19 protein-coding genes are annotated in these 12,369 nt (G+C 58.1%); 7 read left to right on the top strand and 12 right to left on the bottom strand.

Annotated elements, in window-relative coordinates; genetic code table 11:
- Positions 1-31 precede the first annotated feature (31 nt).
- From ACR0JE_RS07330 to ACR0JE_RS07315, 4 genes are read right to left on the bottom strand one after another with little or no spacing between them, the layout of a single operon-like run.
- Complete coding sequence (locus ACR0JE_RS07330) at positions 32-934, bottom strand: OmpA family protein (protein WP_480863684.1); 903 nt, start codon at positions 932-934, stop codon at positions 32-34.
- Positions 931-1,488 (bottom strand): peroxidase-related enzyme, encoded by a 558-nt coding sequence (locus ACR0JE_RS07325; RefSeq protein WP_480863740.1) that lies wholly within the window; start codon positions 1,486-1,488, stop codon positions 931-933. The genes ACR0JE_RS07330 and ACR0JE_RS07325 overlap by 4 nt, the downstream gene beginning before the upstream one ends.
- Before the next feature lie 31 nt (positions 1,489-1,519).
- Positions 1,520-2,230 (bottom strand): GNAT family N-acetyltransferase, encoded by a 711-nt coding sequence (locus tag ACR0JE_RS07320; RefSeq protein ID WP_480863683.1) that lies wholly within the window; start codon positions 2,228-2,230, stop codon positions 1,520-1,522.
- On the bottom strand, positions 2,227-2,949 hold the full coding sequence (locus ACR0JE_RS07315) for a competence/damage-inducible protein A (protein WP_480863682.1): 723 nt from the start codon (positions 2,947-2,949) through the stop codon (positions 2,227-2,229). The genes ACR0JE_RS07320 and ACR0JE_RS07315 overlap by 4 nt, the downstream gene beginning before the upstream one ends.
- Positions 2,950-2,998: 49 nt before the next feature.
- Between ACR0JE_RS07315 and sfsA the strand changes: the two genes are divergently transcribed.
- The 3 genes from sfsA to map all read left to right on the top strand — a co-directional run bounded on the left by sfsA (position 2,999) and on the right by map (position 5,258).
- Entirely contained in the window at positions 2,999-3,715 is a 717-nt protein-coding gene (gene sfsA / locus ACR0JE_RS07310) for a DNA/RNA nuclease SfsA (protein ID WP_480863681.1), read from the top strand.
- A 63-nt stretch (positions 3,716-3,778) separates the two neighbouring features.
- On the top strand, positions 3,779-4,306 hold the full coding sequence (locus ACR0JE_RS07305) for a GNAT family N-acetyltransferase (protein ID WP_480863680.1): 528 nt from the start codon (positions 3,779-3,781) through the stop codon (positions 4,304-4,306).
- 139 nt (positions 4,307-4,445) lie between these two features.
- Positions 4,446-5,258, top strand: a complete 813-nt coding sequence (map, locus tag ACR0JE_RS07300) for a type I methionyl aminopeptidase (RefSeq protein ID WP_480543380.1) — start codon at positions 4,446-4,448, stop codon at positions 5,256-5,258.
- Here map and ACR0JE_RS07295 read toward each other — a convergent pair.
- The 4 genes from ACR0JE_RS07295 to ACR0JE_RS07280 form a co-directional block, all read right to left on the bottom strand.
- Complete coding sequence (locus ACR0JE_RS07295) at positions 5,246-5,425, bottom strand: hypothetical protein (RefSeq protein WP_480543382.1); 180 nt, start codon at positions 5,423-5,425, stop codon at positions 5,246-5,248. The two genes, map and ACR0JE_RS07295, sit on opposite strands and share 13 nt — an antisense overlap.
- A 23-nt stretch (positions 5,426-5,448) precedes the next feature.
- A complete protein-coding gene (locus tag ACR0JE_RS07290; protein ID WP_480863679.1) occupies positions 5,449-6,084 on the bottom strand; it encodes an HAD family hydrolase in 636 nt (211 codons plus the stop codon).
- An 86-nt stretch (positions 6,085-6,170) separates the two neighbouring features.
- Complete coding sequence (gene rsmD, locus ACR0JE_RS07285) at positions 6,171-6,731, bottom strand: 16S rRNA (guanine(966)-N(2))-methyltransferase RsmD (protein ID WP_480863678.1); 561 nt, start codon at positions 6,729-6,731, stop codon at positions 6,171-6,173.
- Complete coding sequence (locus tag ACR0JE_RS07280; RefSeq protein ID WP_480863677.1) at positions 6,728-7,939, bottom strand: NAD(P)/FAD-dependent oxidoreductase; 1,212 nt, start codon at positions 7,937-7,939, stop codon at positions 6,728-6,730. Before ACR0JE_RS07280 ends, rsmD begins: the two co-directional genes overlap by 4 nt.
- Positions 7,940-8,038: 99 nt before the next feature.
- Here ACR0JE_RS07280 and ACR0JE_RS07275 point away from each other — a divergent pair, with 99 nt between their 5' ends.
- The 4 genes from ACR0JE_RS07275 to ACR0JE_RS07260 all read left to right on the top strand — a co-directional run bounded on the left by ACR0JE_RS07275 (position 8,039) and on the right by ACR0JE_RS07260 (position 9,565).
- Entirely contained in the window at positions 8,039-8,524 is a 486-nt protein-coding gene (locus ACR0JE_RS07275; protein ID WP_480863676.1) for a redoxin family protein, read from the top strand.
- A gap of 103 nt (positions 8,525-8,627) precedes the next feature.
- The gene (locus ACR0JE_RS07270; RefSeq protein ID WP_480863675.1) at positions 8,628-8,873 is read left to right on the top strand and encodes a glycine zipper 2TM domain-containing protein; all 246 of its coding nucleotides are present in this window, start codon (positions 8,628-8,630) and stop codon (positions 8,871-8,873) included.
- Complete coding sequence (locus ACR0JE_RS07265) at positions 8,867-9,229, top strand: EF-hand domain-containing protein (RefSeq protein WP_480863674.1); 363 nt, start codon at positions 8,867-8,869, stop codon at positions 9,227-9,229. The genes ACR0JE_RS07270 and ACR0JE_RS07265 overlap by 7 nt, the downstream gene beginning before the upstream one ends.
- A gap of 24 nt (positions 9,230-9,253) precedes the next feature.
- A complete protein-coding gene (locus ACR0JE_RS07260; RefSeq protein ID WP_480863673.1) occupies positions 9,254-9,565 on the top strand; it encodes a hypothetical protein in 312 nt (103 codons plus the stop codon).
- Here ACR0JE_RS07260 and ACR0JE_RS07255 read toward each other — a convergent pair.
- Genes ACR0JE_RS07255 through ACR0JE_RS07240 form a run of 4 tightly spaced genes read right to left on the bottom strand, consistent with a single transcriptional unit; the run spans position 9,562 to position 12,304 of the window.
- Complete coding sequence (locus tag ACR0JE_RS07255) at positions 9,562-9,855, bottom strand: 4a-hydroxytetrahydrobiopterin dehydratase (RefSeq protein WP_480826285.1); 294 nt, start codon at positions 9,853-9,855, stop codon at positions 9,562-9,564. The genes ACR0JE_RS07260 and ACR0JE_RS07255 overlap by 4 nt on opposite strands.
- Positions 9,852-11,039, bottom strand: coding sequence for a GNAT family N-acetyltransferase (locus tag ACR0JE_RS07250; RefSeq protein WP_480863672.1), 1,188 nt, complete (start codon positions 11,037-11,039; stop codon positions 9,852-9,854). The genes ACR0JE_RS07255 and ACR0JE_RS07250 overlap by 4 nt, the downstream gene beginning before the upstream one ends.
- Positions 11,040-11,084: 45 nt before the next feature.
- The gene (locus tag ACR0JE_RS07245; RefSeq protein ID WP_480863671.1) at positions 11,085-11,852 is read right to left on the bottom strand and encodes a glycerophosphodiester phosphodiesterase family protein; all 768 of its coding nucleotides are present in this window, start codon (positions 11,850-11,852) and stop codon (positions 11,085-11,087) included.
- Positions 11,849-12,304, bottom strand: a complete 456-nt coding sequence (locus ACR0JE_RS07240; RefSeq protein WP_480863670.1) for a RidA family protein — start codon at positions 12,302-12,304, stop codon at positions 11,849-11,851. Before ACR0JE_RS07240 ends, ACR0JE_RS07245 begins: the two co-directional genes overlap by 4 nt.
- Positions 12,305-12,369 lie beyond the last annotated feature (65 nt).

Genomic DNA, 12,369 nt, shown 5'->3' with positions numbered 1-12,369 from the left:
TTTTTTTGTCTCTGCCCAGGCTAGACCGAGCCTAATTGACAAGCAAAACGGCCTCGACCCGGCGGTTCAGGTCTCGCCCTTCGGGCGTCGCGTTCGAGGTTATCGGGGCAAGATAGCCCACGCCCTGCGCTTCAATCCGGTCAGCCGCGACGCCATAAGCTTCGATCAACCGGCTACGAACCGCCTCGGCCCGGCGTGTGCTGACCCGAATGTTGGCATCTAAATCGCCAGTGTCATCGGTGTTGCCAACCAGCGCCAAACGCAGGCCTGGATTATCTGTCAGAAATCCGGCCAGTAGGGCAAGCGAGGCAAACCGACCGTCCCCCAGCGCCACTTCACCCGTGCGGAAATGCAGGTCGTCCAGAATGACGTGCCCGTTTTGCTGCAGCTCGGCCAAGAGGCCTTGGGCCCCATCGACGGATTGGTCGACAACGATTGGCGCGGGTGCGGGCGCGTCAACAGGGTTGACGCGGATCATTTGCACATAGCCGTCGGGCGTGTCTCGGCTGACCAGCAGGCTTAGCACGGTTTGCCCTTTCTGTGCTGCCAGAAACCGGTAATCCTGAATCGCAACATACATGTCGGGCGTGGGGACGACCTCGGTTCCAAACCGAAAGTCAAAGCCGCCACAAACGCGCGCCTCGCATTCGAAAAGGATGTCATATCCTTGCGCTTCGATCTGATCCCGCAACGGGGCTAGCAACTGCAGGGTCGTGCTGGACCCGGCCTGCAGGCGCCATGTGTATCGCTCAACCTGCCCTTCAACGGTCCGTGATGGCACAGCCCCATCTGCAAACGGCCCGGTCGGCAGATCATAGCTGTCCAAGGCCGAACTGCGGTCACTGATCTGCTGTGCCGTCTGCGGCAAGGTCAGCTCTTGCGCAGCCAAAGGTCCGGCGAGGATCAAAAAGACAAATATCAGCGTTCGGATCATCGAAATTGCGCATGATATTCTGGGTTTGGTGCCATTGCGGTGGCGCTGGCGACCCGGTTGGACATGTTGAAGAAGCCGGCCACATTGGCGATGTCCCAGATGTCTCGGTCGCTAAACCCTACATCGCGCAAATGCTGACGGTCAGGTTCTTCAATCTCGGCGCTGGCCTTGGTCATTTTGGCCGCAAAATCCAGCATGGCACGCTGACGCGTATCCAGAGGCGCAACGCGATAGTTCATGGCCAACATCTCTCCCAATTGCGGATTACCAGACAATTGTCGCACCGCTGCACCATGGGCGACGAGGCAATAGAAGCATTTGTTGATCGACGACACGACAACCGCGATCATCTCACGTTCCAGCTTGGTCAACCCGCTATCGGCCAGCATCAGGTCATTATACATGGTGGTAAAGGCGTTCAGCTTATCGATATCGAACGCGTAAGCCTTCAGCACATTTGGCACCATGCCCAGTTTCTCGACACAGATATTAAAGTATTTCTGCGTCTCAGGCGGCAGCGGATCGACCATAGGCAGGTCCAGCGCGGTAGGCATATCTTGTTGTTTCACGGGGGGCCTCTCTTCGTCAGATAAGCTGACGGTAATGGTATTCGCCCACGATCTCCATCCCAAGCGCGCGGTAGAGACCATTTGCCCCTTGGTTTGCTTTGGTACAGATCACACTGAGCGTTTTCGCATCGTTGTCGCGCCCCCAGATTGCAGCGGCACGCATCGTCCATTCGCCCATACCCTGCCGTCGGTGATCTGGCAGAATTTCAAGCGCATGCAGCATGGCGATGTCATCATGCATCGCCACAAATGCAGCTCCGCAAGGTTGATCCGAATGACGCAAGAGCAGGCTGGTTTTGGGGCCTTTGGCACGTTCCATGATCGCCACCCGTTCGGGGCCGATGCCGCCGGTTGCCCAAATTTCCCGCATGATCGCTAAGGGTTCCCAAATCTGGAAAACCGTGACCAGTGGGATCGCGCGGTCTGTGAGTTGTGAGACAGGACAGACGTATATGTTAACCGGGTCCAGCACCTGATAGCCGCGCGCTGCAAGCTGGGCATCCAACGCCTCGTCACCCGGACGCAGGCAAAAGATACGCTTTTGCCCCATGGCCAGCATCGCCTGTTCTGCCGCATCAATATCCGCTTCACTGACCGGGCCGATGGCGCTGGCTGCCGAAACCCGCGATCCGCCCCCCTGCCCTTGGCGCAGTTGAAACGGACCTGACTGCTGATAACTGGCAGCAGGCCATGTGCCATCGACAACCTCAGCCCAATTGACGCTCACAATTCAAGCTCTTTTGCCAGTTGGGTCATGGCGGCGTCGATGCGCGTGCCCTCGGTGCCTCGGATCACGACATTTGCGCCAAAAACCCCGTTGATCTGGAACGGGTAGCAACCGATCGACAGGTCATCATAGCTTTCCGCCAAAGAGGCCAAAGTCGCCGCGATATCACCCTCCCCCCGGTCCACGCGCAGGGTCTGCGACAAAAGCGGGCTGCCTCCGGTCAGCTTAGGCAAAACGCTGGCCACCATGGCCTGAAACACCGACGGCACCCCGGCCATGACATGGACGTTTCCAATGGTAAATCCCGGCGCGGTTGAGACCGGATTATCAATCAGAACCGCCCTGTCCGGGATGCGGGCCATGCGCAGGCGGGCCTCGTTCAGTTCCAACCCCGATTTGTCATAATGCGCCTGTAACAGGGCGCGCGCATCATCCCGCACATCGATATGCGCCCCAAAGGCGCGCGCGATGCAATCGGCAGTGATGTCATCATGGGTCGGGCCGATACCGCCGCTGGTGAACACATTGTCATAGCTGTCGGACAACGCCTTGACCGCAGCCTCAATCGCCGGGGCATCATCGCTGACAATGCGCACCTCGTTCAGGTCGATACCGTGTTTGGTCAGTTCACCAGCGAGGTAGTGCATATTCGCATCGCGCGTCCGGCCGGACAGAATCTCGTCCCCGATCACCAGCATTGCGGCGGTTGGATTTGCCATGGCGCTTCCCCTCTTGATCGACCTTTGGGGCAGGTATAGGCCCAAGGCTATGCGATTTGAAACCCCACTTGTCCCCGCCCGCCTGATCCGCCGCTACAAACGCTTTCTGGCCGATTGCACACTGGAGGACGGCCGCGAGGTCACCGCCCATTGCGCCAATCCCGGTTCGATGATGGGGCTGGCAGAGCCCGGGCAGAAAATCTGGCTAGAGCCCAACGACGATCCAAAGAAAAAGTTGAAATACGGCTGGCGGCTGGTCGATCATGAGAACGGACATTTCACCGGGGTCGATACATCCGTGCCCAACAAAGCCCTGCGTCTGGCGTTGCAGTCGGGTGAGATTCCCGAACTGGCCGCTTATGATACCGTACGGGCCGAGTTGAAATACGGCCAAAACAGCCGCATCGATTTTCTGCTATCCGGGCCTGGCTTGCCCGATGCCTATGTCGAGGTCAAAAGCGTCACCCTGTCCCGCCAAACCGGTCTGGCCGAGTTCCCCGACAGCGTCACCGCACGCGGCACCAAACATCTGGGCGAGCTGGCCGAGATGGTTGGGCAAGGGCACCGGGCGATCATGCTGTATCTGGTGCAACGCACCGATTGCGAACGCTTCGCGCTGGCCGCAGATATTGATCCAGCATATGCGGCGGCGTTTGAGTTGGCTCAGGCGCAAGAGGTGGAACGGTTGGTCTATGGCACTCGGATAACGCCCGAGGGGATTTGGGTTGAGACAAATGCCTGCATCGGATCCGAAACCAAGATATGATCGCAGGATGTCGGCGAAACCTGTTCGAGGCAAAAGCCAGTGTGGCCAGCTAGGAGCCCCCTGATGGTAGAAGTATCAATTGAAACCTGTACCGAGTTACCGGAAAAGGACGCATTCAGTAGCATTTTATCGCAGTATTATCGCCTCATCGTCCAACGAATGCAGGATATGGGTTTCGACATTGACCCGGCCGCACCCGAAAGCGCAATGGCCGAATTCTGGGCCAATTCGAACGACTATCTGCCTCCGAACGGCTGCATCGTTGTGGCGCGAGATGCCACGGGTGAAATCATCGGATGTGGTATGCTGAAACGGCTTGATGACCAGACTGGTGAACTCAAGAGAGTCTTTGTTGTTGAGAGCGCAAGAGGAACAGGCACCGGAAAAGCACTGATCGAAGCCCGAGAAAAGGCCGCGCGCGCGATGGGTCTGACACGATTGGTCGCCGATACGCTTACACCCAATGTTGAAATGCGCAGCCTTTATCCAAAACTGGGCTTTGTCGAAGTCGATGAAGCAATTGAGACGACAACCTACAAAGACCAACCTATGCTGCGCCCGCATATGCACTACTTCGTGAAAGAAATTTAAGGCAACACGCCCTTGCTGGCGATACTTGAACACTGCGACACACCCGCCAATTTAGGAGCCACAGCCCCGCGCCCTCTGGAACTTTCTGCACAAGCAGCGTAAATAGAGTGCTGCGCGACACATTTGGAGCTTAGCGTCGATGAAAGAGCATCGCGGCCGTATGACGAAAGACGGCATCCGTATCTATGAACAGGGTGACTTTGCCGGCATGCATGCGGCAGGGGCCTTGGCTGCGCGGATACTCGACGATATTGCCGATCATGTGTTTCCCGGACAGACAACCGGCGCGCTTGACGGGTTGATTACGCAGATGGTCGAGGATGCAGGCGCGACCTCAGCAACCATCGGCTACAAAGGCTATCAGCACGCCAGCTGCATCAGTGTAAACCACGTGGTTTGCCACGGCATTCCCGGCGATAAGAAGCTGAAAGATGGCGATATCCTTAATATCGACGTGACCGTCGTTGTCGATGGTTGGTTCGGTGACACTTCGCGCATGTATGTTGCAGGAAAACTGCCTCGCAAGGCCGAGCGTCTGATTCAGGTCACCCATGACGCGCTGTTCAAGGGCATCGAAATGGTCAAGCCCGGCAACACGTTCGGTGATATCGGCCACGCCATTCAGGCTTATGTTGAGGCGCACCGGATGAGCGTTGTCCGCGATTTTTGCGGCCACGGGTTGGGCCGTGTGTTCCATGCACCGCCAAACGTCCTGCATTACGGGCGTCCGGGAACCGGTGCGGTTCTGGAAGAAGGCATGTTCTTCACCATCGAACCGATGGTCAATCTAGGCCGCCCGGAAACCAAAACGCTGGCCGATGACTGGACCGCCGTAACCCGCGACAAATCCTTGTCCGCGCAGTTTGAGCATTCAGTGGGTGTGACAGCCGATGGGGTGGAGATTTTCACCCTGTCACCCGGCGGGAAGTACCATCCGACCTATTCGTCCTGATCGACGGCCTGATCGCGTAGCAGCTTGAGCAACAGCGTTTCATCTCGCCAAGGGATTATCGCGTCGTGAATGAAAACAGGTGCGCGCATCGGCTTACGCTCGGGCGCAGGGGTGACGTCAGCATCCTGCGAAAATGACCAGATCGGTGGGTTCAGTACGCGGTCCATAACCCGACACTAGCACGGTTGTGTCAAATTCCCAAAAGACCCGGCACCTCGGTCATGTTGTGAAAAACCTCTGCCCCGATCTCCGCCAGTTTGACACCATGACCCTCTGGTACAAAGGCAAGGCACCGCATACCCGCGCGTACGGCGGCAGTCACACCACTCTGGCTGTCTTCAATCACGACGGGTGTGGATGCGTTGAACTGCTTCGCCGCCAACAGAAACATCTCTGGGTCCGGTTTTGCTGTCCCAAGCTGGTGGGCTGAGAACATGACACCCTGAAACCGGTCCCAAAGCCCGTTCTGCCCCAGCGTGATCGCCATCTTGTCCGGACTGCCATTTGATGCCACGCAGAATGGGATACCGTGGTGGTCGAGCCGATCAAGCAAGTCCCGAATACCCGGCATCAATGCCACGCCCTGACGCAGACGCTCGTAGGTTTCCGAATAGACTTCATCGATCCAGTCGTCGGGCAAATCAGCCCCCAGCGCACGTGCTTTGTCGCGCACGCCAGCCATTGTACCGCCCAAGAAAAAACCAACGCTGTCTTCCAGAGTCAGGTCCAGTCCATAGCGGGCAAGGTTGTCTACCAGAACCTGATTGGACAGCGGCTCACTGTCGACCAGAACGCCATCGCAATCGAAAATGACCAGATCGTGCATAAAGCCTCCGTCTGCTTTTTAATCGCCGTACCCGAGCGCAGGTTAATGCGCAAATCGGCAAGCGGCATCAATTCGCGCAGCAGGTTTCAGTTTGAAACATTGCGCCATATCAAGGAGATATGAGTATCTCCATACTTCCGGCTGTCGGACCGGCTGAACCCATCAGGCGCTGCCATGGGTGCGTTTTCCTCCCAGACCAACAAGGCGTCATCAGCCACCCATCCACCGGCGGTCAGGGCAGCCACCGCCTTTTGGCCCAGCGACTTGCCATAGGGCGGGTCCAGAAAAATCAGATCATAAGGGGCGTACGGGTTGTCGCCCAGCCGCGTCGCGTCCCGACGGACCAATTCGGTACGATCAGCACTGTGTGTCAGTTCGATATTCTTGCGGATCAAACCCTGTGCAACTCGACCGTCATCCACAAACGTGACATGCGCTGCCCCACGCGACAGCGCCTCAAGCCCCAATGCGCCGGTGCCTGCAAACAGGTCCAACACGCGCTGACCATCGAAGTCAATCTGATGCGTCAGAACATTGAACAGGCTTTCGCGCACTCGGTCGGTGGTGGGGCGCAGATGCGCGCCCGCATCGCCTTTGCCAACCAAGGCCAAGGCGCGGCCCCGAAAGTCTCCGGCAATGATCCTCACGCCTTAAGCAGCGGTTTCAGGTCCGCTTTCGGGTCCGCGACCACGGATGGATCAGCCGTCTTGCCCGCATCGATCAGGCGTTTGCCAACCATATAGGCGCGAGGGTCGTTCATGGCGTCGACCGCAATCAGCTGGTCGCCCTTGTAGTACCAGAAGGACACTGTCGCGCCTTCACCCTTGCGGGTTACCACACGGTCATACCCCGTATTCAGCCCGGCAATCTGCAGCTTGACGTCATACTGATCCGACCAGAACCACGGCGTTGCGGTGTAGTCCTTGGCGGCACCCAGCATGTTCTGAGCGACGATCTCGGCCTGATCGATAGCGTTTGGGACGCTCTCCAGACGAATACGCCCTTCGCCATGCGGGAAGGATGCACAATCGCCTGCCGCCCAGATCGACGGGTTAGAGGTGCGGCCATGCGCGTCGGTTTTAATCCCGTTGTCCAGTTCCAGCCCCGCCATCTCGGCCAGTTGCGTCGATGGGGCGATGCCAACACCGACAACAACGAAATCCACCTCAATCTCGGACCCGTCCGTCAAAACGGCTCCGATCACTCTGCCGTTGTCACCGACCAACCGATCCAACCCAAGGCCTTCGCGGATATCCGCACCGTATTCGCTGTGCAGCGCACGGAAGTAATCGCTGGTTTCCTTCGCAGCGACACGTTGCAAGATACGCTCGGCCATTTCGACCAAGGTCACTTTGACCCCCCGCTTGGCACAGACGGCCGCGGCTTCAAGCCCGATATAGCCGCCACCCACGATCAACGCGCGTGCGCCTTCAGTGACACGAGGCTCCATCTCATCGATATGCGCCAGATCGCGCACCACGTGAACGCCCCGCAGGTCACCGCCGATCGCGGCGGGAAGATAACGCGGGTCCGATCCGGTGGTCAGTGCCAACTCGTCGTAGGAAATGACATCATCGCCAACCGTCACGGTCTTTGCCTGCGGATCAATTGCGGTGACGCGCTGTCCCAAACGTAAAGTGATGTTATTTTCGGCGTAGAAGCTCTCGGGCCGCAGGAAAAGACGCTCCAATTCCATTTCACCCAGCAGATAAGCCTTGGAGAGGGGCGGGCGCTGATAGGGCAGATGCGGTTCAGCCCCGATCAGGGTGATGTCACCATCAAACCCGTCTTTGCGTAGCCGCGCGACAAGCGAAGCGCCTGCTTGTCCGGCACCGATCACGACAATATGGCTCATGTTCCTCCCACCCTGTCGAATTACCGTGGTCTCATCCACGCGACCACCTATATTGCGGCAAAGCCCGACTCTGCAAATCCAAACGACAGGAGGTAAAAAATGATTTCAACAGGTGACACGCTGCCCGATGCCACGTTGACCCAAATGGGTGCTGACGGCCCTGAAGAGGTGCGGATTTCCGACAAAACCAAAGGCCGGAAAGTGGTGATCTTCGCCGTTCCCGGTGCCTATACCGGCACCTGCACCACCGCCCATGTGCCCAGCTTTATCCGGACCAAGGATCAGTTCGACGCAAAAGGTGTAGACGAGGTGATCTGCATTTCTGTCAACGACCCGTTTGTCATGCATGCCTGGGGCGAATCCACCGGCGCTGCTGCGGCGGGGCTGACCATGCTGGGCGATGCCACATCGGAATTCACCAAAGCCCTTGGCATGGATTTCGATGCACCGCCCGTAGGCCTGATCGCGCGGTCCAAACGCTATGCGATGCTGGTCGAGGACGGCAAGGTGGTCGCGCTGAACCTGGAAGAAAACCCCGGGGTTTGCGAAGTCTCGGCTGGCGAGGCGCTGTTGGACACAATCTGAACCCATCTGGCCCCGACCCGTGTCGGGGCCAGATGAACCCTATTTAACTTGCGGCAACGCCCCGTTACGCGAATACTTGACGCATAAACACGGGAGTTGATTGATGAAACTCAGATTTTTAACCCTTTGCTCTGTCTGCGCAGGCGTTTTGGCAGCCTGCGGCCCGGCCCCGACCCCGCAACAACAAGCCGCGCGCCAGCACGAAATCGCCTGCCTTGGCGGTACATTGGGCGGCGCCCTGATCGGCGGTGCAATTGGCAATCAATTCGGGGGCGGCTCCGGCAAAACCATTCTGACGGCAGCAGGCGCTGCTGCGGGTGGTATCGAAGGGCAGAGGTTCGCATGTTGAAAGCACTGAAATTGAAACCGCTTGTTTTGATCGCGCCCGTTGCGTTTGCCGCTGCGGCCAATGCCGAGACCGTGGCCGAGCTACACGAAAACGAATTGCGTGCTATTGATGCCAACAATGACGGGTTCTTGTCCAAGGACGAATTCAACGCCTTTTCCGACTACGCGTTTCAGACGATGGACGAGGACAAGAACGGCACGCTGGGATTGGATGAGGCCAAGCCGTTTCTGGACATCAAACAGTTTCAAAACGTTGACCGGAACGGCGATAGCTTTATCTCAAGGGCAGAATACGACGCGCAGATGGGCAATGATTTCACCACTGCGGATCAGGACGGAAACGGCCAACTGGACTAGGCCAACTCTGAACAGGAGCGTGGTATGAACAAATGGATCGCCTTTGGGGCGCTTGCCGCCCTTTGCGCATGCGATGTGCCCCAAGCCCCAATCATAACGGGGCCGGATGGCCAAGCACGCATTCAGATCAATACCAGTGGTTTGACCTGCTACAATACAAAGTGTCTGGATATTAAACCCGCGGCGCGTAGCGTGCGTCAGGTGGGCAACCGCACAACCGGAATTCCGGGCAACATCAATGTCAGTGATGGAACCGTGACACCGGCCGAGTTCGAACAGATGGGCGTTGCCGCCTCATTGGCTGGTGGAATGGGATCGCGCGGGGATCGCGGCTAGACTAGGCTGTCCATCTTGCGCGCCAGTTTGGCATCCAGAGATGACAAACCGCCCACATCGTGGGTGGAAAGCACAACTTCGACCGTTCGGTAGACGTTGAACCATTCCGGGTGATGGTTCCATTTCTCAGCCCAGATCGCCACCTGGGTCATCCAACCAAAGGCGGCAACAAAATTGTCGAAACTAAAGGTTTTTGTGATTGCATCGCGGCCCTCGACCATCGTCCAACCGTTGCTAAACAGCGGATCCAAAAGGGGGCCTCGGGTCTCGGTCGACAAAAGCTCGGTCATTGCTGTTCCTCCGGGTTCGACTTTCTGAACGGTCCGTAGTCCGTCAGAATCTCAATCTCTTCTCCTACGGCGCGGCCTTCGGCGTCCAGATATCTTTTGACAGCATCAGCAAAACCCGGATCACCGATCCAATGCAAGCTGTGCGTGCGCGTCGGCAGATAGCCGCGCGCCAATTTGTGCTCACCCTGCGCCCCTGCCTCGACCCGCAACAAGCCCTGGGCAATCGCAAAATCAATGGCCCGGTAGTAACACAGTTCAAAATGCAGGCAGGCGTGGTGTTCGACACAGCCCCAATACCGACCAAAAAGCGTTTCGCGCCCGATAAAATTCAGCGCCCCTGCAATCGGATAGCCATCGCGCATGGCAAGAATCAGCGCCATGTCATTCGCCATCGTGTCCTGCGCTATGTCAAAGAAGTGCCGCGTCAGATAGGGTGAGCCCCATTTCCGCGCACCGGTGTCCTGATAAAACCGCCAGAACGCATCCCAATGCTCGGGTCGCAGCTCTGACCCGGTCAAAGTGATGATCTCACCACCAAACCCGTTCGCTTGCGCCCGTTCTTTGCGGATATTCTTGCGTTTGCGCGACGACAGAGCAGCGAGAAACCCGTCGAAATTTGCATACCCGTCGTTCAACCAGTGAAATTGCTGCGAGCTACGCAGCATCAGGCCCATCTGTTCGCCCGCCAGCGCCTCATCCTCGGTGCAGAAGGTTGCGTGCAGAGAGGAGACCTGATTGTCGGCCGCCAGTTGTACCGCACCCTGCACCAGCGCGGACATGCCAATCGCCTCATAGCCCGGTCGCACCAGAAACCGCCGCCCGGTTGCAGGCGTGAAGGGAACGGCAATTTGCAGTTTGGGATAGTACCGCCCGCCCGCATTTTCATAGGCATGCGCCCAGCTATGGTCGAAGATGTATTCACCCTGACTGTGCGACTTGGCATACATCGGCGCGGCAGCGATCAGCATTCCGTCCAGATAGCTGGTCAGGTATTGCGGGTGCCAGCCAGTTCCCGACCCGACCGACCCGCTGTTTTCAAGCGCCAACAGAAACCGATGAGTGGTGAACGGATCCAGAGGGCGCCCGCCATCTGCCGCCTCGGGGCAAGCGCAGCCATCCCACTCTGCCGCAGAAATCTGCGACAGTGAGTTCAGTACCTGAACTTCTATCTGCGCCTGATCCATGTACCCTCCGCGTCTGTTCTTTATCTGTGACAGTGCGGGTCAGGTTCAACCCGGATGAGCGGCCAAATACCCCTCGAAGGTCACATTGTCGGCAACGGCGCGGGCCTGTGCCTCTTGTTCAGGCGAACACACGGTCCAGCACAGAATCGGAACGCCCTGTGCCTTTAGCTCGGCAACACGGGGGCGGTTCAGGTCGTGAACCTCATGGCTGATGAAGCTGGCCCCCACGCGGTCAAAATCCGGAATACTGCGCAGATGATCGCAGATGCTATCAGACAGAGGCCAATCCTGCGGATCATATGAGCTGGTCACGATCCCGCGTGGCAAATGCGGGGCCAAACGCGCCAGTTCGGCCACGCTGTTGGGGTTGAAGGACATCAACGCCACCGGGCCTTTGTAGCTTTGCAGGGCCCGCACGGTATCAGCCTCAAGCGGGCCAATATCGGTGCCCATTGCGCCATCCTGATCCTTGAGCTCGATCAGCAAAGGCACCTTGCCGGCGACCATCGCAAGCACCTCATCCAGCGCTGGGATACCATCATCGCCATGCAGCAAGGGGATTTCCACCGCTTGCTCGGAGGTGATCCGTCGGATCGGACCGGCCTGTCCGGTCAGACGCGCCATATCATAGTCATGAAAGACCATGGCGCGGTTGTCCGACGTCAGCTGCAGATCGATCTCAATCCCGTACCCGGCATCCACCGCGGCACGAATGGCCGCCCGGCTGTTTTCCGGACGGCGATCCGAGATGTCGTGCAGGGCCCGATGCGCGATCGGGGCCCGCAGAAATTCGGCAGGCAGTTTTGGGGTCATTGGACCTCGAAAATACCTTCGATTTCAACCGCAACGCCCAACGGCAGCGATGCCGCACTGACAGCTGAGCGCGAATGACGCCCCGCATCACCCAGCGCCTCAACCAGGAAATCGGACGCGCCATTGATCACCTGCGGCTGCGCGGTGAAGTCAGCGGTCGAGTTCACAAAGCCTGTCAGCTTGATCACCCGCACCAGTTTTTCGATATCGCCACCACAGGCTGCTTTGACCTGTGCCAGAAGGTTGATAGCGCAGACCTTCGCCGCCGCGGCGCCCGCCTCGACATCCATGTCGTCGCCCAGCTTGCCTGTGATCAGATGATCCGCCTTGGAAATCTGGCCTGAAATGTAGACAATATTGCCCACGCGCACGAAAGGCACATAGTTCGCGGCAGGTGCAGGGGCGTCGGGCAGGCTAACGCCCAGGCTTTCCAGTTTTGCGGTGATACTCATGCGATGATCCTCATCCCTCATTTGACTCGGGCGGACGCTACCCCCTTGGGCGCGACAGGGAAAGC

It is taken from the genome of Ruegeria sp. H3, assembly GCF_056533095.1.
This window is presented reverse-complemented; position numbering and strand designations above follow the sequence as displayed.